A 19,122-nucleotide genomic window follows, 5' to 3' on the forward strand; every position below is an offset into this window, starting at 1 on the left:
CCATTCTGTGGCTACGGTAAATGTCCACAGGACCTAGCCCAGCGTGATCCCGGCGTCGCGCACCACCCGCGCCACGACCGGCCGCTGCGCCTCCATCCAGGTGGCGAAGCCCTCCGGCGTGCTGCCGACCATCTCCGCCCCCAGCGGGTCCATGCGGGCGCGGGTGGCCGGGTCGCGGCAGGCTTCCGCTACCGCGGCGGACATCTTCAGCACGATGGCCTGCGGCACGGCGCTGCTGGCGAAGAGGCCGTTCCAGTCGTTCATGTCGTAGCCGGGAAAGCCGCTTTCGGCCAAGGTCGGCACGTCCGGGAAGGCCGCGGTCCGCTGCGGGCTGGTCACCGCCAGGACGCGGGCCCGCCCGGCCTGCACCGGCGGACGGATGGAGGAGGTGGTGATCAGCACCGCATCCAGCACCCCCGCGGCGATGTCCCGCGCCGCATCGGCGCCGCCGCGATAGGGTGCGTGCACCAGCCGGATGCCGGCCAGCCGTTGGAACAGCTCGCCGGCCAGATGCGCCATGCCGGCGGCGGGCGGCGTGCCGTAGCTGATGGTATTCGGCGCCGCCTTGGCCATGGCGATGAACTCGGCGATCGTCTTCGCCGGGAAGTCGTGCTTCACCGCGATCACCTGCGGGAAGCTGGCGATCTGCGTCACCGGGGCGAAGGCGGTGCGGTAGTCGAAGCCGAGGTCGCGCATCAGCAGCGGGTTGGTCAGCTGGTTCGCCGCGTCGACCAGGAAGCTGTAGCCATCGGGCGGCGATTGCAGCACCGCCTGGGCGGCGATCACCGCATTGCCGCCGGTGCGGTTCTCGATGACGATGGACTGGCCGATGATCTCCTGTGCCTTCGCCGCGGCGCTGCGGGCGGCGGTATCGGCGGCGCCGCCGGCGGCGAAGGCGACCACCCAGCGCACCGGGCGCTGCGGCCATTCGGCCTGGGCGCGGGCGACGAAGGGGGTGCCGAGCGCGGCCCCCAGCAACAGGCGGCGGGGGAGGCTCATGCGGCGCTCCTCAGGCTGGCGATGGCGGCGGCGACGGCATCGCCCATCGCCTGGGTGCCGAGCCTGGTCGCGCCCGGTTCCATGATGTCCCCGGTGCGGTAGCCCTCGGCCAGCACGCGGCGCACCGCGGCCTCGACCAGTGAAGCCGCCGCCTCCTGACCGCCGGAATGCCGCAGCATCATTGCCGCCGAGAGGATGGAGGCCAGCGGATTGGCGATGTCCTTCCCCGCGATATCCGGCGCCGAGCCATGCACCGGCTCATAGAGCCCGAGGCTCTCGGCATTCAGCGAGGCGGAGGGCAGCATGCCGATCGACCCCGTCAGCATCGCCGCCGCATCCGAGAGGATATCGCCGAAGATATTGCCGGTGACGATGACGTCGAAGTCGCGCGGCCGGCGGATCAGGTGCATCGCCATGGCATCCACGTACTCGTGCCGCAGCTCCACATCCGGGTAGTCGCGGGCGACCTCGCCGACGAGCTCGCGCCAGAGCACGCTGGTCTCCAGCACATTGGCCTTGTCGACCGAGCAGAGCTGGCGGCGGCGGCGGCGGGCGGCCTGGAAGCCGGCATGGGCGACGCGGGCGACCTCGGCCTCGGTGTAGCGCATGGTGTTGTGGGCGCTGCGCCGGCCGGGCGTGCGGTCGATGCCGCGCGGGGTGCCGAAGTAGATGTCGCTGGTCAGCTCGCGCAGCACCACTAGGTCGACGCCCTCGATCACCTCCCGCCGCAGGGAGGAGGCGCCGAGCAGCTCGGGGAAGGCATAGACCGGGCGGAAGTTGGCGAAGAGGTCGAGCGCCTTGCGCAGCCGCAGCAGGCCGTGGCCGCCGCGGCTCTCGGGCGGGCGCAGGTCGCTCTCGTAGGTGCCGGCGGCGCCGAAGAGGATGCCCTCGGCGCGGCGGGCCGCTTCCAGCGTCGCCTCCGGCAGCGGGTCGCCGTGGGCGTCGAAGGCGCAGTCGCCGAGCAGCGCCTCCGTCATCTCGAATTGCGGGCCGTTGTTGGCCGAGAGGGCACGCAGCACCTTCACCGCCTGGGCGGTGACCTCCTGGCCGATCCCGTCGCCGGGCAGCACCGCGATCCTCATCGGCTATTCTCCCGGCCGTAGCGGCGTTCGAAGGCGGCGATGTCTTCCTCGAAGGACAAGGTCAGGCCCAGCTCATCCACGCCGTTCAGCAGGCAGTGCTTGGCGAAGGGGTCGAGGTCGAAGCCATGCGTCGTGCCGTCGGGGAAGGTCACCGTCTGGCTCGGCAGGTCGACCGAGACGGTGGCGCCGGGGGCGGCTTCCAGTTGGGCGATGAGGTCGACCACCGCCTCGGCCGGCAGCCTCACCGGCAGCAGGCCGTTCTTGAAGCTGTTGTTCTGGAAGATGTCGCCGAAGCTGGGGGCGATGGCGCAGCGGAAACCGCCGTCGTGCAGCGCCCAGACCGCGCTCTCGCGCGACGACCCGCAGGCGAAATTCTTGCCGGCGACGATCACCTGGGCGCCGCGCCAGGGTGGCTGGTTCAGCGGGAATTCGGGGTTCTCCTCCTCGCTGCCCGGCAGGCGGCGGGCGTCGTGGAACAGGAAGGCCGCATGGTCCACCTCGCGCGGGCGGGACAGGTAGCGGGCGGGGATGATCTGGTCGGTGTCGATGTTCGGCCGGGCGATGGGCACGGCGACGGCATCGAGGTGGACGAAGGCTTCCATCAGGCCTCTCCCGCCAGCAGCTTGCGGACATCGGTGAAATGGCCGGTGACGGCCGCGGCGGCGGCCATGGCCGGGCTGACCAGATGGGTCCGGGCGCCCGGGCCCTGGCGGCCCATGAAGTTGCGGTTGCTGGTGGAGGCGACCCGCACCCCCGGCGCCGCGATGTCCCCGTTGGTGCCGAGGCACATGGAACAGCCCGGCTCCCGCCAGGCGAAGCCGGCGGCGCGGAAGACCTCGTGCAGCCCCTCAGCCTCGGCCTGGCGCTTCACCGGCTCGCTCCCCGGGACGACCCAGGCCTCGACGCCGGCGGCCACCTGCCGCCCGCGGGCGACGTCGGCGGCGGCGCGCATGTCCTCAATCCGGGAATTGGTGCAGGAGCCGATGAAGACCCGGTCCACCGGCAGGGTATCCAGCCGGGTGCCGGCGGTCAGGCCCATGTAGTCCAGCATGCGGTGCATCACCTCGCGGCGTTCCTCGTCCGCCGCATCGGCCGGGTCGGGGATGCTGCCGCCGATCGGCAGGGCGTCCTCGGGGCTGTTGCCCCAGGTGACCATCGGCTCGATGGCGCTGCCGTCCAGCGTGACCTCGGCATCGAAGGTGGCGCCGGGGTCGCTCGGCAGGCGCTTCCAGCGCGCGACCGCGTCGTCCCAATCGGCCGGGGCATAGGGGCGGCCCTTGATATAGGCGTAGGTGGTCTCGTCGGGGGCCACCATGCCGGCGCGGCCACCGGCCTCGATCGACATGTTGCAGAGGGTGAGGCGGCCTTCCATGGACAGGCCGCGGATGACGCTGCCGGCGTATTCGATCACATGCCCGGTCGCCCCGGCGGCGCTGATCTGGGCGATGATGGCCAGGATCACGTCCTTGGCGGTCACGCCATCCCCGAGCGTCCCGTCGACGGTGATGCGCATGGTCTTCGGCTTGCGCTGCCAGAGGGTTTGCGTGGCCAGCACATGCGCCACCTCGGTGCTGCCGATGCCGAAGGCCAGCGCGCCGAGGGCGCCATGGGTCGAGGTATGGCTGTCGCCGCAGACCAGCAGCATCCCCGGCTGGGACAGGCCGGTCTCCGGCCCGACCACGTGGATGATGCCCTGGTTGGGGTCGCCCAGGCCGAACATGCGGATGCCGTGCTCGGCGGTGTTGCGGGCCAGCTTCTCCACCATCTCGCGGTGGCGGGGATCCTGGATCTCGGCGATGGTGCGGCTGTCGGTCGCCACGTAATGATCGGGGGTGGCGAAGGTGCGGTCGGGCGCCCGGGGCTTCACGCCGCGCTTGCGCAGCACGTCGAAGGCGGTGGCGCCGCCATCGTGCAGCAGGTGGCGGTCGACATAGAGCAGGGTCTGGCCATCCTCCCGGTCCAGCACCCGGTGGCGGTCCCAGATCTTCTCGAACATCGTGCGCGGCAGGTCGTCGAATTGCTCGGACATGGGCTTCCTCGGATCGTTGCTGCGATCCTGCGACCATGGAGGGTTGCGGTCCAGTGGGGGCAGCCCCGCTTCGGCCGCCGCTTCCCTTGCCGGCGCATCGGGCCGATCCTGGCGATCCGGCCAGGAGACCCCATCTGGACCGGAGGGAACGAAGGACGCCAAGCATGGCCCAGCAGGGCACCACTGGCTGGACCAGGCCGGAACTCCGGCAGCTGACGCTGGTCTCGGGCGCATCTCGTCAGCCATGTGCATCAGCTCGTCCTGCCGCCGCTGTTTCCGCTGCTGCGGGACCGGATGGACGTCAGCTTCGTCGAGCTGGCGCTGGCCCTGACCCTCTACAACGTCGTCTCCGGCGTGGTGCAGACCCCACTGGGCTTCGCGGTCGACCGCTACGGCTCCCGCCGGATGCTGATCGCCGCCCTGCTGCTGGGCGCGACCGCGCTGGGCATGCTGGCGCTGACCCCGACCTATCCGATGCTGCTGGCCGCCGCCGTGCTGCTCGGCGTCGCCAACGCCGTCTATCACCCCGCCGACTACGAGATGCTGGGCCGGAGCATCGGCGAGGCGCGGATCGGCCGGGCCTTCTCCATCCATACCTTCGCCGGCTACCTCGGCGGCGCCATGACGCCGGCGCTGCTGATCGGCGTCTCCAGCTTCGCCGGGCTCGAGGCGGCGCTGGCGGCGGCCGGGGCGCTTGGACTGATCGCCGCCGTGCCGCTGCTGCTGGCCGGCGAGCCCGCCCCGGTGGCCCGCGCCGCGACGCAGGCGGCGGCGCCCCGTGGCGGGTCCCTGCTGACCCCGGCCATCATCATGCTGACCGTCTTCTTCACCCTGCTGGCCCTGGCCCAGGGCGGGGTGACCAATTTCTCGGTCGTCGCCCTGGTCAACGGCCATGGCATCGACTTCGCGCTCGCTAACATCGCCCTCAGCGCCTTTCTGCTGTCGAGCGCCATCGGCGTGCTGGCCGGCGGCGTCATCGCCGACCGGACGACGCGGCATGGTGATGTCGCGGCGCTCGGCTTCGGCGGGACCGGGGTGCTGATCGGGCTGGTCGGGCTGGTGCCGCTGAGCAGCGTGGTGCTGGTCGGGGTCATGGGTCTGGCCGGCTTCCTCTCCGGCATGATCATGCCGTCGCGGGACATGCTGGTGCGGGCCGCGGCACCGCCGGGCGCGGTGGGCCGGGTCTTCGGCATCGTCACCACCGGCTTCAACATCGGCGGCGCGGTCGGGCCGGTGATCTATGGCGCGCTGCTCGACCACGGCAAGCCGCTGCTGGTCTTCGCCGCCGCCGTGCTCTTCATCATCGCCACCATGGCGCTGGCCATGGTCAGCGAGCGGCGGCGGGTGGTCGTGGCCGAATAGGGGGATGCGGATGCTGGAATTGACGAGGCGTGGGGCGCTCGGTGCGGGCGCGGCCCTGCTGGCGGCGGGTGGGGCGCGGGCGGCCGGCTGGCCGGACCGGCCGGTGCGCTTCATCGTGCCCTATACCCCGGGCGGCACCACCGACGTGGCGGCGCGCTTCGTCGCGGAGCCGCTGTCCCGGGCGCTGGGCCAGCCGGTGGTGGTGGAGAACCGCCCGGGCGCCAACAGCATCGTCGGCGCCGGCGCGGTCGCGGCCAGCCCTGCGGATGGCTATAGTTTCGCCGTCGTCATCGGCGCCCATGCCGCCAATGCCACGCTCTACAAGGGCAAGCTGCCCTTCGACCCGGTCACCAGCTTCGCCCCGGTCTCGCTGATGATGCTGGCGCCGCTGGTCATGGGGGCCAGCGCGAAGATGCCCTTCGCCGACCTCCCGGGGATGCTGGCTTATGCCAGGGCGCGGCCGGGGGCACTGAACTACGGCTCCAGCGGGATCGGCGCCGCGGCGCATCTGACGATGGAGGATCTGCAGACCCGGACGGGGGTCCAGATGACGCATATCCCCTACCGGGGGACGGCGCCGGCGCTGCAGGACCTGATCTCCGGCAATATCGGAGTGATGTTCGACAGCTATTCCTCGCTGCGGGCGCAGTTCGAGAGCGGCTCGGTCAAGCCGATCGGCTTCGCCAGCGCCGCCCGCCCGGCCTGGGCGCCGGAGATCCCGACGCTGGCAGAGGGCGGGCTGGCGGATTTCGTGTCTTCGACCTGGTGCCTGCTGCTGGCACCGGCGAATACCCCGCGGGAGATCGTGGCGCGGGTCTCGGCCGAGGTGGCGAAGATCGTGAAGGACCCGGCGGCGGCGGAGCGGCTGCGCAACCTCGGCTTCGATGCGGTGGGCAGCACGCCGGAGGAAGCGGGCGTCTTCCTACGCGGCGAGGTCGACCGCTGGGCCAAGGTCATCACCGCCGCCAATGTGACGGTGGAGTAGTCAGCCCCCCGTGAAGTCCGGCTTCCGGCGGCCGAGGAAGGCCGCGACCCCCTCGGCGAAATCGGCGGTGCCGGCGAAGGCGAGGAAGGCGGCTTCCTCGGCCTCCAGCTGGGCCGGCAGGGGGCGGGTGCCGGCGGCGCGCAGCAGGGCCTTGGCGCGGCCGAAGGCCAGCGTCGGGCCGCTGGCGAGCTGCTGGGCCAGGGCCTCGGTCGCGGCCTCCAGCTCGGTGGCGGGGACCGCGCGGTTGACCAGCCCGGCGGCCAGCGCCGCGCGCCCATCCAGCTCATCCCCCAGCAGCGCCATGCCCAGGGCGCCGCGCAGCCCGAGCAGCCGCGGCAGCACCCAGGTGCCGCCGCAATCCGGCACGGTGCCGAGCTTGAGGTAGCCCAGGGCGAAGCGCGCCTCCTCCGCCGCGATCGCCAGGTCGGCGCCGAAGGCAAGCGACAGGCCGGCACCGGCCGCCGCCCCCTGGACGCTGGCCAGCACCGGGACGGGCAGGGCGGCCAGCCCTGCCACCGCCTCATGCATCGGGCCGAGGATGCGGCGGATCTCGGCGAGCGCCTGCGGCCCCTGGAAGGCGCCGATGTCGCCGCCGGCCATGAAGGCCCGGCCGGCGCCGCACAGCACGACACAGCGCAGGTCGGGGTCCTGCGGCAGCAGGGCGACGGCCTCCCGCAGCGCGGCAGCCATGTCGGCATCGATGGCGTTCAGCCGCTCGGGCCGGTTGAAGCGGAGGCGGGTGACGGCGCCGGAGCGCTCGACGATCAGGGGGTTCGACATGGCGGTAGCCTGCCCCGGGCCGGGCGATTGCGAAAGCCCGGGGCTGTCCCCTGGTGCCATGGGCTACCGGGCGAGGAAGGTCCTGGCCCGGTCGAGGTCGGGCTGCGGGCTTTCGGCCCGGGCGGCGATCTCCATCAGCTGGACGTAATGGCGCCGCGCGGCATCGCGGTCACCGGCCTGGTCGGCGGCCATGGCTGCACCGTTCACGGCACGGAACCGGCGCGGCTCGGTCTGCTGCACCGCTTCGAATTCACGCTGCGCCTCGGCCGGACGCTGCATGGCCAGCAGCATCTCGCCCAGCTGCTCCCGGGCCGGCATCAGCGGCCCGGGGGTGACCGGGTGCTTGTCGGTCCGGCCCTCCCGCTCGGCCGCCTCACGCAGCATCGCCAGCCCCTGGTCGCGCTGGCCGCGGCTGAAGGCGACCCAGCCCTGGGCGGCAATGCGTTGGATCTCCACCTGTTCCTGCCAATAGGCGTCGCGGCCTTCGAGCGCGGAGGCCACGGCCTGCAGTGCCGCGATATCAGCCATCGCCGCCTCCGGCCGGCCGGCGCGGGCAGCGCCGAGGGCGCGGGCGAAGTGGGTGATGGCATCGACATAGGGCACCCCGAAGCGGCGCGTGCCCAGACCGGCTGCACCCTCCCAGTCGCCCTGTTCCAGTGCCAGCCGGGCCGGCATCGCCGCCAGGGCGAAGCCGCCGATCGGGCGGTCCGGCGTCCAGCTATCCAGCCGGCGCAACCCGGCCACCACCTGCTGCGCCGCCCGTGGCTGGCCGGTCTGGAGGTAGCCATAGACCATGTAGTCCATGGCGTGGATCTCGTCGAAGGTCTCCTCCCTTGCCCGGGCGGTCTGGGCGGACCGGCGGTTGGTCTCGATCGAATCCTCCCAGCGGCCGACCCGGGTGAAGATATGGGACGGCATGTGCAGCGCATGCGGGGCATCCGCCGCCAGGGCGGCGTAGCGTTCCGCCGCGGCGATCCCGCGGCCGGCGAGGGCCGGCACGTCATAGGTGTGGATGAGGTAGTGCACCACGCCGGGATGCCGCGGCTGACGGGCGAGCTCGCCTTCCAGGATCTTCGCCGCGCGGAGCTGGCGGGCATAGGTCTTGTCGGTGGCCGGCGCCGCCATGTTCAACGCCAGCGCATACTGGATGGCCACCTCCGGGTCATCCGGGAAGCGCTGGTGCAGCCGCGCCATCGCCTCCTCGTACTGGCCTATGCGGGCGCGATGGCCCGGCCCGTCGTCACCGGCGAAGAGCAGCAGCAGCGCGGCGATGAAGCCGGCCTCCCGCTCGGATGGCGGCCCGATGCGCTGCGCCTGTTCCAGCCCGGCCCGGCCTTCGCGCAGGTTGGCGGCGACCGGGGGCGTGAAGGGGTTGTTCAGCAGGGTCAGGGCACGGCCCCAGTACGCCATCGCGCAATTCGGGTCCTGCCGCAGCACGTCGTCGAAGCGCTGACGCGCCGCCTGGTACCAGAAGGAGTGCTGCAGCTTGATCGCTTCGTTGAAGCCGGCCTGGACATTCGCGGCGCAGCTGACCGGGAAGTTCAGCTCGCCCAACGTCGCCGGTGACGCACCGGCATGGGCATGGTCGTGCTGCTGCGCGGAGGCCATTGGCGTGACCGCCGGGCACGCCAGGCTGATCCCGCCCAGCAAGGCCAGGCGTGCGGCAAGGCGACGGGACATGGCTTCCTCCCTTGGCGGCCTGGCCGGTGTCCTGCCGGGTCGCAAGGGAAATTGGTAATCCTTGCCGATTGCGTCCCGTTAGTGGAATCGGGAGCGCCGCATCACTTCCGCGTATGGCCGCGGCAGGCCCCAGGCATGAAAAAGGCCGGCGGGGTTGCCCCCGCCGGCCCTGGTCCGTCCCGCCTCGCGGCGAGCCGGATCTTACTCCTCGCCGGCCTGCTCGCGGCGGCGGCGGATGGCCGCGCCGAGGATGTCGCCCAGCGAGGCGCCACTGTCGGTCGAGCCGTATTCCTTCATCGCCTCGCGCTCCTCCTCGATCTCCTTGCCCTTGATGGTCAGGGCCAGGCGACGGGCGGCGCGATCCACGGCGGTGACCTTCGCATCGACCTTCTCGCCCACGGCGAACTTGTCGGGGCGCTGGTCGCCACGGTCACGCGCCAGCTCGGCGCGGCGGATGAAGCCGGTGAGCACGTCCTCGACCCGCACTTCGATGCCGTTGGCCTGCACCTGGGTGACGATGCAGGTCACGACGTCGCCCTTGCGGACCTTGTCGAGCACTTCGGCGGCCGGATCGGCCTCGAGCTGCTTGACGCCGAGCGAGATGCGCTCCTTCTCCACGTCGACATCGAGGACCTTCGCCTTGATGATGTCGCCCTTGTTGAAGTTCGCCATCGCGGCCTCGCCGGCGACGTCCCAGGACAGGTCGGACATGTGGACCATGCCGTCGATGTCCGGGCCGATGCCGATGAACAGGCCGAACTCGGTGATGTTGCGGATCTCGCCCTCGACCACGGAGCCGGGCGGGTGGGCTTCCTGGAAGACTTCCCAGGGATTGCCCTGCGCCTGCTTGAGGCCCAGCGAGATGCGGCGCTTCGGCTCGTCCACGTCCAGGATGAGGACGTCGACTTCCTGGCTGGTGGCGACGATCTTGCCGGGATGGACGTTCTTCTTGGTCCAGGACATCTCGCTGACGTGCACGAGACCCTCGACCCCCGGCTCCAGCTCCACGAAGGCGCCGTAGTCGGTGATGTTGGTGACGCGGCCGCTGAACTTGCCCTGCACCGGGTACTTGACGGCGACGCCGTCCCACGGGTCGGCCATCAGCTGCTTCATGCCGAGGCTGATGCGCTGGGTCTCCGAGTTGAAGCGGATGACCTGCACCTTGACCGGCTGGCCGATGTTGAGCGCCTCGGACGGGTGGTTGATCCGGCGCCAGGCGATGTCGGTGACATGCAGCAGGCCGTCGACGCCGCCGAGGTCCACGAAGGCACCGTAGTCGGTGATGTTCTTGACCACGCCGTCGAGGATCATGCCTTCCTTCAGGCCCTGGATGAGCTCGCTGCGCTGTTCGGCGCGCGTCTCCTCCAGCACCGCACGGCGGCTGACCACGATGTTGCCGCGGGCGCGATCCATCTTGAGGATCTGGAACGGCTGCGGGCTGCCCATGAGCGGGCCGACGTCGCGCACCGGGCGGATGTCGACCTGGCTGCCCGGCAGGAAGGCCACGGCGCCGCCGAGGTCGACGGTGAAGCCACCCTTCACGCGCCCGAAGATCACGCCATTGACGCGCTGGTTGGCGGTATAGGCCTTCTCCAGGTTGGTCCAGGCTTCCTCGCGGCGGGCCTTCTCGCGGGAGAGCACGATGGAACCGTCACGGTCCTCATAGCGCTCGACGAAAAGCTCGATCACGTCGCCGGGCTTGACTTCCGGCTTCTGCCCCGGCGGGGCAAATTCCTTGAGGGGGACGCGCCCCTCGCTCTTCAGCCCGACGTCGACGACGGCGAAGTCGTCATCCACGCGGATGACGCGGCCGGTGACGACCGAACCCGCGAAGCCGGTATCGGCGCCGAGGGTCTCGTCGAGCATTGCAGCAAAATCTTCGATCCCCGCGCTGGGCGCGAGGGCTGTGGCGGATGCCATGCGTTCTGTCTGTCCCGAACTGCCCAAAAGCTATGGGCGGTGGTCCTGCGCCCCCGACCGAGCCGGTCGGGCACGACGTGATCGGGTGGCGGAACCTCCCTGCGAGGGACCGGTTCAATCGCCTTGCGACCCTGGTGCCTGGGCGGCGTATCGGCCCGCCCGGTTCCGGCCTTCAGGCCACGTGGGCGCACGCACGAACCCGTGACGCCGCCACCGCAACCGCAGGCGCCGCGATCCCCCAACCAAGGCTCGTGGCCGAGGTTGGCTAGGCTCTCGCCGCAGAATCGTCAAGCGGAATCAAAGCGGGCGACCGAGCCGCTGGCGCACCAGCGCCAGGGCGGTTGCATAGGCCGCCTCCGCATCCAGCTCGGTGGTATCGAGCACGGCCGCATCCGCGGCCGGCTTCAGCGGGGCGGTGGCGCGCTGGCGGTCCTGCGCGTCCCGCGCCGCCAGCTCGGCCGCGACCACGGACAGCTCGGCGGCCGTGCCCTTGGCCTGCAGCTCCAGCCAGCGCCGCCGCGCCCGCTCGGCCGGGCTGGCGGTGACGAAGAGCTTCACCGGTGCCTCCGGGAAGACCACCGTGCCGATGTCCCGCCCGTCCAGCACCGCGCCGTGCCGGCGGCCGAAGTCCCGCTGCCAGTCCAGCAGCGCCGCCCGTACTGCCGGAATGGCGGCGACCGCGCTGGCCGCCATGTCGGCGGCCGGCCCGCGGAGGTCGCTGCGGGCCAGGTCGGCCGGGGTGAGGGCGCGGGCCGCGGCGGCGGCCACGGCCGGGTCGCGCGGGTCGCCGGCCGCGTCCAGAACCCGGCGTCCGGTCGCCCGGTACAGCAGGCCGGTGTCCAGGTAGGGCAGGCCCAGCTCGGTGGCGAGGCGGCGGGCGAGGGTGCCCTTGCCCGCCGCGGCCGGCCCATCGACCGCGATCACCAGCCCGGTCATGCGAGGCTCCGGATCGCCTCGCCGCCGGCGGCCAGGTTCACCAGGGCGGCGAAGCCGGGGAAGCTCGTCTCGATGAAGCCGGCATCATCCACGCCGACCGGCGCGCGGGCGGCGAGGCCCATGATCAGCGCGCTCATCGCCAGGCGGTGGTCCATATGGGTGGCGACCAGCCCGCCGCCGGGGATGGCGGCGCCGGTGCCATGCACCAGCAGGTCGTCGCCCTCGATGCTGGCGGCGACGCCGTTCGCCGCCAGCATGGCGGCCGTCGCGGCGAGGCGGTCGCTCTCCTTCACCCGCAGCTCGGCCAGGCCGCGCATGCGGGTGGTGCCGGTGGCGGTGGCGGCGGCGACCGCCAGGATGGGGTATTCGTCGATCATGCTCGGCGCCCGGCCCGGGGGGACCTCGACCGCGCGCAGCGGACCGTATTCGGCCACCACGTCGCCCACCGGCTCGCCGCCCTCGGTGCGGGCATTCTCGACCCGCAGGATGGCGCCCATCTCCCGCAGGGTGGCGAAAAGCCCGGTCCGCAGCGGGTTGAGCCCCACATTGGCGATGGTCAGGCGGCTGCCCGGGACCAGCAGCGCGCCGACCAGCAGGAAGGCGGCGGAGGAGGGGTCGCCCGGCACCAGGATCGGCGCCGCGATCAGCTCCGGCTGGCCCTCCAGCTCGATCACCCGTCCCTCGGCGGTGTCCGCCACCCGGACCGTCGCGCCGAAGTGGCGCAGCATGTTCTCGGTATGGTCGCGGGTCGGCTCCGGCTCCACCACCCGGGTGGTGCCGCGGGCACAGAGTCCGGCCAGCAGGCAGGCGGATTTCACCTGGGCCGAGGCGACCGGCAGGCGGTAGTCGAGCGGCAAGGCCTCCACGGCGCCCTGGACCGCCAGCGGCAGCCGGCCGCCTTCCCGGGTCCAGAAGCTGGCGCCGGTGGCCGAAAGCGGCGCCGTCACCCGCAGCATCGGCCGCTTCCGCAGCGAGGAATCGCCGGTCATCACCGCGAAGATGGGGTGGCCGGCCAGCAGGCCGCAGAGCAGCCGGGCGGCGGTGCCGGAATTGCCCATGTCCAGCACGTCGGCCGGCTCGACCAGCCCGCCGACGCCGCGGCCGGAAACCCGCCAGGCGCCGGCGCCCCGCTGTTCCACCGTGGCGCCGAGCGCCCGCATGGCGGCGGCGGTGCGCAGCACGTCCTCGCCTTCCAGCAGGCCGGCGATCTCGGTGGTGCCGATGGCCAGGGCGCCGAACATCAGCGCCCGGTGGCTGATGGACTTGTCCCCCGGCACCCGGTGGGTGCCCGAGAGCGGCGCGGCGGGGGCGCTGGCCCGCAACGGGGTGACGGAAGCGGAGTGAACCATGGCCAGGCTTTCAAGGATGAGGGCGTTTGACATGGGCTGCCGCCCCGTGGCAATGCGCTGCACCCTTTTTCCCGCCGAAGGCGCAGCCTTCCACCCTTCCCATGCTGCGCCCGGGCGGGATCCAATGCATGAGGCTTCCCCATGGCCAAGCCCGAACTGGGCCTCAAGCGTGTCTGCGTCGCCTGCAGCACGAGGTTCTACGACCTGACCCGCGCCCCGGCGATCTGCCCGAAGTGCGGCACCGAGCAGCCTGCCGAGCAGCCCCGCCTGCGCCGCGCCGCCAGCCCGCTGCCCGCCGAGGACAAGGTCAAGAAGCGCGCCGCCACCGCCGAGGCCGAGACCGACGAGGTCGAGCTGGAGGATGTGGAGGCCGATGAGACGGTCGAGGATGCCGAGGAGCTCGAGGACGAGGCCGATGCGATCGGCGAGGAAATCGAGGTCGAGGGCGACCGCGACGAAGAAGGCTAGGACCCTGCCGCGGGGCGGTGGCCGGCGCTGATGGCGCCGCCGCCGGCCCTGCTGCTGACCCGGCTGATGCTGCGGGACTTCCGCAGCTACCCGGCGCTGACCGTGCCCTTCCGCGCCCGCATCGTCGTGGTCTCGGGGGAGAACGGGGTCGGCAAGACCAACCTGCTGGAAGCCATCAGCCTGCTCTGCCCCGGCCGCGGGCTGCGCGGCGCCCGTACCGCCGAGCTCGGCCGGCGGGATGGCGGCCTGCCGCTGCCCTGGGCCGCCGCCGGCCGATTCGAGAGCGCTCCCTGGTCCAGCTTCGACATCGGCACCGGCACCCCCGAGGGCGGCCCGCCGGAGCGCCGCGTCTTCCGGCTGGATGGTGCCCTGACCCGCAGCCAGGCCGAACTGGCCGAGCGCGTCGCCACCGTCTGGCTGACCCCGCAGATGGACCGGCTGTTCCAGGACGGCGCCAGCGACCGCCGCCGCTTCCTCGACCGGCTGGTCTGGGCGCTGGAGCCGCACCATGCCCGCGAGGTCGCCGCCTACGAGAATGCCATGGCCCAGCGCAACCGCCTGCTGGCCCAGGAACGGCGGGAGGGCCGGGTCGACCCGCAATGGCTGGCGGCGCTCGAGGATGCCATGGCGCGGCATGGAGTCGCCGCCGCCGCCGCCCGGCGCGGCCTGGTCAGCCGGCTGAACGAGACGCTGGCTGGCGGCATCACCGGTGCCTTCCCGGCAGCCCGGCTGGACCTGCACTGCGCCGTCGCCGCGGCGCTGGAAGCCGACCCGGCGCTGGCGGTGGAGGACCGGCTCCGTGCCGCCTGGGCCGCCGGCCGGCGGCAGGATGCGGCGGCGGGCGGCGCGGTCGAGGGGCCGCACCGGGCCGACCTGCTCTTCACCCATGTCCCGAAGAACCTGCCGGCCGCCCTCTGTTCCACCGGCGAACAGAAGGCGTTGCTGATCGCCGTGGTGCTGGCCCATGCCGCGTTGATCGCCGAGGCCCGCGGCTTCGCCCCGCTGCTGCTGCTGGACGAGGTCGCCGCCCACCTCGATGCGGGCCGGCGTGAGGCCCTCTTCGCGGCTTTGGCCGCACTCCCTGCCCAGGCCTTCCTGACCGGCACCGATGGCGCGATTTTCCGCCCCCTTGCCGGCATTGCCGAGGCATTCCGGGCGACCCCCGGCGAACTCGTTTCGGATAACGATTTACCGGTGCCTCCGGGCCACTGAATCCCTATATTGAGGGCCGTTCCCACCAAGCCATATCAAGGAGTTTGCCGCCGGCATGAGTGATGACGCCGCGCGCGCCGAATCCACCCCCTCTGTGCCGGAGCTGGCCGAGCCAGCGATGGCCGAGCCCACCATGGCTCAGCAGAATGGGGCTGATTACAACAGCGCATCGATCACCGTCCTCAAGGGCCTCGACGCCGTCCGCAAGCGGCCGGGCATGTACATCGGCGACACCGATGACGGCTCCGGCCTGCACCACATGGCCTTCGAGATCATCGACAACTCGGTCGACGAGGCCCAGGCCGGCTACGCGACCCGGGTCGAGGTCACCCTCAACGGCGACGGCAGCGTCACCGTGCGCGACGACGGCCGCGGCATCCCGGTCGACATGCATGAGGAGGAAGGGGTCTCCGCCGCCGAGGTGGTGCTGACCCGCCTGCATGCCGGCGGCAAGTTCAACCAGAACTCCTATAAGGTGTCGGGCGGCCTGCACGGCGTCGGCGCCGCGGTGGTCAACGCCCTGTCCGAATGGATGGAGGTGAAGATCTGGCGCAACGGGATCGAGCATTTCATCCGTTTCGAGCACGGCGTGGCGACCGACCCGCTGCGCGTCGTCGGCCCCTCGCCCGAGCGCAAGGGCACCGAGGTCACCTACAAGCCGAGCAGCGCCACCTTCACCAAGGTGGAATACGAGTTCGGCGTCCTGGAGCGCCGCCTGCGCGAGCTGGCCTTCCTGAATTCCGGCCTGGCGATCGCCCTGAAGGACGACCGGCACGTGCCGGCGGCGGAGGTCTTCTTCCAGTTCCGCGGCGGGCTGACCGCCTATGTCGAGTACCTCGACCAGGGCAAGGAGCCGCTGTTCCGCCCGCCGATCGCCGCCATCAGCCGCGAGGTCGAGGGCATCAAGGTCGAGCTGGCGATGTGGTGGAACAACAGCCCGCGCGAAGTGGCGCTGTGCTTCACCAACAACATCCCCCAGCGCGACGGTGGCACCCACCAGGCCGGCTTCCGCCAGGCGCTGACCCGCGTGGTGATGAAATACGCCGAGGAGCTGGCGAAGAAGGAGAAGGTCGAGCTGATCGGCGACGACATGCGGGAGGGCCTGACCGCGGTCCTCTCGGTGAAGGTGCCGGACCCGAAATTCTCCTCCCAGACCAAGGACAAGCTGGTTTCGTCCGAGGTGCAGCCGGTGGTGCACGTCGCCGTCGCCGATGCCCTCAGCCATTGGTTCGAGACCCATCCGAAGGAGGCCAAGACGGTCCTCGAGCAGGTGGTGCTCTCGGCCGCGGCGCGGAAGGCGGCGCAGCTCGCGCGCGACAAGGTCGGCCGCAAGAACGCGCTCGAGTTCACCACGCTGCCGGGCAAGCTGGCCGATTGCCAGGAGAAGGACCCGTCCAAGTGCGAGCTGTTCCTCGTCGAGGGTGACAGCGCCGGCGGCTCCGCCAAGCAGGGGCGCAACCGCGTCCAGCAGGCGATCCTGCCGCTCAAGGGCAAGATCCTGAACGTCGAGCGGGCGCGGATGGACAAGATGCTGTCCAGCGCCGAGATCGGCACCTTGATTACCGCGCTCGGCACCGGCATCGGGCCCGGCGAGCCGGCCCGCGGCGGGTTCGACCCGAACAAGCTGCGCTACCACCGCATCGTCATCATGACGGACGCCGACGTGGACGGCAGCCATATCCGCACCTTGCTGCTCACTTTCTTCTTCCGGCAGATGCCGGAGCTGATCGAGCGCGGCCACCTCTACATCGCCCAGCCGCCGCTCTACCGGGCCAAGCGCGGCAACGACGAGCGCTACCTGAAGGACGACCGGGCGCTCGAGGACTTCCTGTTGGAGAAGGCGCTGGCCGGCGCCACCCTGAAGCTCGCCGATGGCCGCGACCTGGCCGGGGCCGAGCTGCGCTCCGAAATGGAGGTGCTGCGCCAGGTCACCAGCCGGGTCCGCCGGCTGGCGGCCAACGTGCCGACCGAGATCATCGAGCAGGCCGCGGTGGCCGGCGCCCTGACGCTGGAGCCCGAGCGGGCGCTGGCGGCAGCGCAGGTGCTGGCGGCCCGGCTGGACGCGCTGGCGCTGCCGAGCGAGCGCGGCTGGAAGGCCACCGCCGATGCGGATGGGCTCATCCTGTCCCGCGTCGTCCGCGGCGTGACCGAGCGGCACATGCTGAACCCCGCTGCGCTGCGCAGCGCCGAGGCCCGCTGGCTGGACGAGCGCCGCACCATCCTGGCGCAGGAATTCGGCACCGACGCGATGCTGCTGCTCGATGCCACCAGCGCCACGGTGCAGGGCCCGGTCATGGCCTTCGAGCGCATCCTGCTGCAGGGCCGCAAGGGGCTGACCATCCAGCGCTTCAAGGGGCTCGGCGAGATGAATCCCGAGCAGCTCTGGAAGACCACGCTCGACCCCACGGTCCGCACGCTGCTGCGGGTGAAGGTGGATGACGTGGAGGATGCCGAGACGGTCTTCTCCACCCTGATGGGCGACGTGGTGGAGCCGCGGCGGGAATTCATCGTCAGCAACGCGCTGAAGGTGGCCAACCTCGACGTCTAGCAGCATGGCTGCTGGACAAGGACCCGGCCACCGCATCGCTGCGGCGCAGTCTCATTCCGTCCGGCTGCGCCAACAGCGACTGAGGGGCGGACCAATCAGGCTGCGAGTTGCAGCAGCTTGCTAGATCCGGAAGGCCTGGCGTGCGAACAGGCGCCAGTTGCCGGCCTGCTTCTGCCAGACCTGCAGCACGCCGATATGCACCGGGGCGATCTTGCCCGCGCTGTCGGTCTCGCCGTCGAGCACATGCCGGACGATCGCCTCGTTGCCGGTTACCGCGATGGTCTGAGCGCTGACCTTGAGGCTGCGGAAGGCCGCGGTCTTCGCCAGCAAATTGGCGATGAACTCGGCCTTGGTCTCCACCCGGCCGGCGGAATGCCCGTAGCTGAGGGCATCGGCGCAGAGCGGCTCCAGCGCCCGGCGGTCGGGGTCGAGCATGGCGCGGGTAAGCGCTTCCACGGCCTGGGCGACCGCATGCTCCTCCCCGTGCTGCGCCATGGCCGGCGATGCCGCGATGAGTGACGATGCTGCCAGCGCGGCGGTGCCGCCGAGCAGCAGATGACGCCGATCGAGATTCATCCTGTTCCTCCCTTGCCGAAGTGTCCCGGCTGCTGGGAGGTTAGGCTGACCGGGCCGGTGGCGTCGACTGCCGTCGGCCGGCGGGGCGCATCCGACGCCGGTCACCGCGGGCCGGCGCCCCGTGCCAGGCATCCGGCATGGCGGCGTGGGGTGTGCCGGCGTGTCGCGCCTCAGCCGGCGCCGGCCAGGGCATGCGCATCCCGTTCCGCCCAGACCAGCGTCGCCGCGTCGCCGGGCTGCACCGGCTCGGCGTAGAACTGCTCGTCCGGCACCAGCACGGAGGCATCCCTGCCTTTCCCCACCGTCAGCGCCACCCGCACGCTGGGGCCCTGGTATTCCACCGCGGCGACGCGGGCGGGCAAATGCGGGCCGTCCGCCGGGTCGCCGAGCCGGCAGCGGTCCGCCCGTACCGCGATCATGCCGCCCGGGCCCTGCAGCACGTTGTGGCCGCCGATGAAGCGGGCCACGAAGGCGCTGACCGGCCGCTCGAAGACCTCTCGCGGCGGGCCGGCCTGGCGGATGTGGCCGTCCTCCATCACCACCATCAAATCGGCCAGCGCCATCGCCTCGTCCTGGCTGTGGGTGACGTGGATGAAGCTGATGCCGAGCTCCCGCTGCAGCCGCTTCAGCTCCTCCCGCACCCGGGTGCGGAGGAAGGGGTCGAGGGCCGAAAGAGGCTCGTCCAGCAGCAGCACGCGCGGCTCGGTCACCAGGGACCGCGCCAGGGCGACGCGCTGCTGCTGGCCGCCGGAGAGCTGCGAGGGCAGGCGCTCGGCGAAGCCTTCCATGTGCACCAGCGCCAGGTACTCGCGCGCCTTGGCATGGCGCTGCGCCTTGGCCATGCCGCGGGCCTTCAGGCTGAAGGCGACGTTGTCGAGGCAGTTGAGGTGCGGGAACAGCGCATAGCTCTGGAACATCATGGCGGTGCCGCGCTCGACCGGCGGCAGGTCGGTGACGTTCACGTCGTGGATCAGCACGTCGCCGTCCGAAATGACCTCGTGCCCGGCGATCATCCGCAGCGTGCTGGTCTTGCCGCAGCCGCTGGGGCCGAGCAGGCAGCAGTAGCTGGCCGGCGGGATGCGGAGCGAGATGCCGTCCACCGCGGTGGTCCCGCCGTAGCGCTTCGTGACCTGCACCAATTCCACGTCGAAGCGGCGCTGCACGCGGATGCCGTGGGTGTCCATGCTGTCGGGGTC

The 19,122-nt window shown here is 71.6% G+C and carries 16 protein-coding genes; 5 read left to right on the top strand and 11 right to left on the bottom strand.

What is annotated here, in order from left to right:
- Positions 1 to 33 precede the first annotated feature (33 nt).
- From QWZ14_RS18590 to leuC, 4 genes are read right to left on the bottom strand one after another with little or no spacing between them, the layout of a single operon-like run.
- A complete protein-coding gene (locus tag QWZ14_RS18590) occupies positions 34 to 999 on the bottom strand; it encodes a Bug family tripartite tricarboxylate transporter substrate binding protein (RefSeq protein WP_290318305.1) in 966 nt (321 codons plus the stop codon).
- Positions 996 to 2,081, bottom strand: coding sequence for a 3-isopropylmalate dehydrogenase (gene leuB / locus QWZ14_RS18595; protein ID WP_290318306.1), 1,086 nt, complete (start codon positions 2,079 to 2,081; stop codon positions 996 to 998). The genes QWZ14_RS18590 and leuB overlap by 4 nt, the downstream gene beginning before the upstream one ends.
- A complete protein-coding gene (gene leuD / locus QWZ14_RS18600) occupies positions 2,078 to 2,683 on the bottom strand; it encodes a 3-isopropylmalate dehydratase small subunit (protein ID WP_290318308.1) in 606 nt (201 codons plus the stop codon). The genes leuB and leuD overlap by 4 nt, the downstream gene beginning before the upstream one ends.
- The gene (gene leuC, locus QWZ14_RS18605; RefSeq protein WP_290318309.1) at positions 2,683 to 4,110 is read right to left on the bottom strand and encodes a 3-isopropylmalate dehydratase large subunit; all 1,428 of its coding nucleotides are present in this window, start codon (positions 4,108 to 4,110) and stop codon (positions 2,683 to 2,685) included. The genes leuD and leuC overlap by 1 nt, the downstream gene beginning before the upstream one ends.
- Positions 4,111 to 4,356: 246 nt before the next feature.
- Between leuC and QWZ14_RS18610 the strand changes: the two genes are divergently transcribed.
- Positions 4,357 to 5,472 (top strand): MFS transporter, encoded by a 1,116-nt coding sequence (locus tag QWZ14_RS18610; RefSeq protein ID WP_290318310.1) that lies wholly within the window; start codon positions 4,357 to 4,359, stop codon positions 5,470 to 5,472.
- A gap of 10 nt (positions 5,473 to 5,482) precedes the next feature.
- Positions 5,483 to 6,457: a tripartite tricarboxylate transporter substrate binding protein gene (locus QWZ14_RS18615; protein ID WP_290318311.1), complete on the top strand. Its 975-nt coding sequence runs from the start codon at positions 5,483 to 5,485 to the stop codon at positions 6,455 to 6,457.
- Here the strand turns inward: QWZ14_RS18615 and QWZ14_RS18620 are convergent, their stop codons facing one another.
- From QWZ14_RS18620 to aroA, 5 genes are all read right to left on the bottom strand, one after another.
- Positions 6,458 to 7,237, bottom strand: coding sequence for an enoyl-CoA hydratase/isomerase family protein (locus QWZ14_RS18620; RefSeq protein ID WP_290318312.1), 780 nt, complete (start codon positions 7,235 to 7,237; stop codon positions 6,458 to 6,460).
- A 63-nt stretch (positions 7,238 to 7,300) separates the two neighbouring features.
- Complete coding sequence (locus QWZ14_RS18625) at positions 7,301 to 8,917, bottom strand: tetratricopeptide repeat protein (protein WP_290318314.1); 1,617 nt, start codon at positions 8,915 to 8,917, stop codon at positions 7,301 to 7,303.
- Between the two features lie 201 nt (positions 8,918 to 9,118).
- The gene (rpsA, locus tag QWZ14_RS18630) at positions 9,119 to 10,837 is read right to left on the bottom strand and encodes a 30S ribosomal protein S1 (RefSeq protein ID WP_290318315.1); all 1,719 of its coding nucleotides are present in this window, start codon (positions 10,835 to 10,837) and stop codon (positions 9,119 to 9,121) included.
- Between the two features lie 297 nt (positions 10,838 to 11,134).
- On the bottom strand, positions 11,135 to 11,773 hold the full coding sequence (gene cmk / locus QWZ14_RS18635; RefSeq protein WP_290318316.1) for a (d)CMP kinase: 639 nt from the start codon (positions 11,771 to 11,773) through the stop codon (positions 11,135 to 11,137).
- A complete protein-coding gene (aroA, locus tag QWZ14_RS18640) occupies positions 11,770 to 13,122 on the bottom strand; it encodes a 3-phosphoshikimate 1-carboxyvinyltransferase (protein WP_290318336.1) in 1,353 nt (450 codons plus the stop codon). The genes cmk and aroA overlap by 4 nt, the downstream gene beginning before the upstream one ends.
- 141 nt (positions 13,123 to 13,263) lie before the next feature.
- Here aroA and QWZ14_RS18645 point away from each other — a divergent pair, with 141 nt between their 5' ends.
- From QWZ14_RS18645 to gyrB, 3 genes are all read left to right on the top strand, one after another.
- Positions 13,264 to 13,590 carry a TIGR02300 family protein gene (locus QWZ14_RS18645; protein WP_290318317.1) on the top strand — a complete coding sequence of 109 codons (327 nt, stop codon included), beginning with the start codon at positions 13,264 to 13,266 and terminating at the stop codon, positions 13,588 to 13,590.
- Positions 13,591 to 13,620: 30 nt separating this feature from the next.
- Complete coding sequence (gene recF / locus QWZ14_RS18650; RefSeq protein WP_290318318.1) at positions 13,621 to 14,802, top strand: DNA replication/repair protein RecF; 1,182 nt, start codon at positions 13,621 to 13,623, stop codon at positions 14,800 to 14,802.
- Between the two features lie 118 nt (positions 14,803 to 14,920).
- Positions 14,921 to 17,350, top strand: a complete 2,430-nt coding sequence (gene gyrB / locus QWZ14_RS18655; protein WP_290318337.1) for a DNA topoisomerase (ATP-hydrolyzing) subunit B — start codon at positions 14,921 to 14,923, stop codon at positions 17,348 to 17,350.
- A gap of 120 nt (positions 17,351 to 17,470) precedes the next feature.
- On the opposite strand, the gene QWZ14_RS18660 is transcribed toward gyrB, so the two are convergent.
- Both QWZ14_RS18660 and QWZ14_RS18665 read right to left on the bottom strand, forming a co-directional pair.
- Entirely contained in the window at positions 17,471 to 17,926 is a 456-nt protein-coding gene (locus QWZ14_RS18660) for a nuclear transport factor 2 family protein (RefSeq protein ID WP_290318319.1), read from the bottom strand.
- Between the two features lie 170 nt (positions 17,927 to 18,096).
- On the bottom strand, positions 18,097 to 19,110 hold the full coding sequence (locus QWZ14_RS18665) for an ABC transporter ATP-binding protein (protein ID WP_290318320.1): 1,014 nt from the start codon (positions 19,108 to 19,110) through the stop codon (positions 18,097 to 18,099).
- Between the last annotated feature and the right edge of the window lie 12 nt (positions 19,111 to 19,122).

The sequence above is a fragment of the Paeniroseomonas aquatica genome (genome assembly GCF_030409335.1).
Classification (GTDB): domain Bacteria; phylum Pseudomonadota; class Alphaproteobacteria; order Acetobacterales; family Acetobacteraceae; genus Belnapia; species Belnapia aquatica.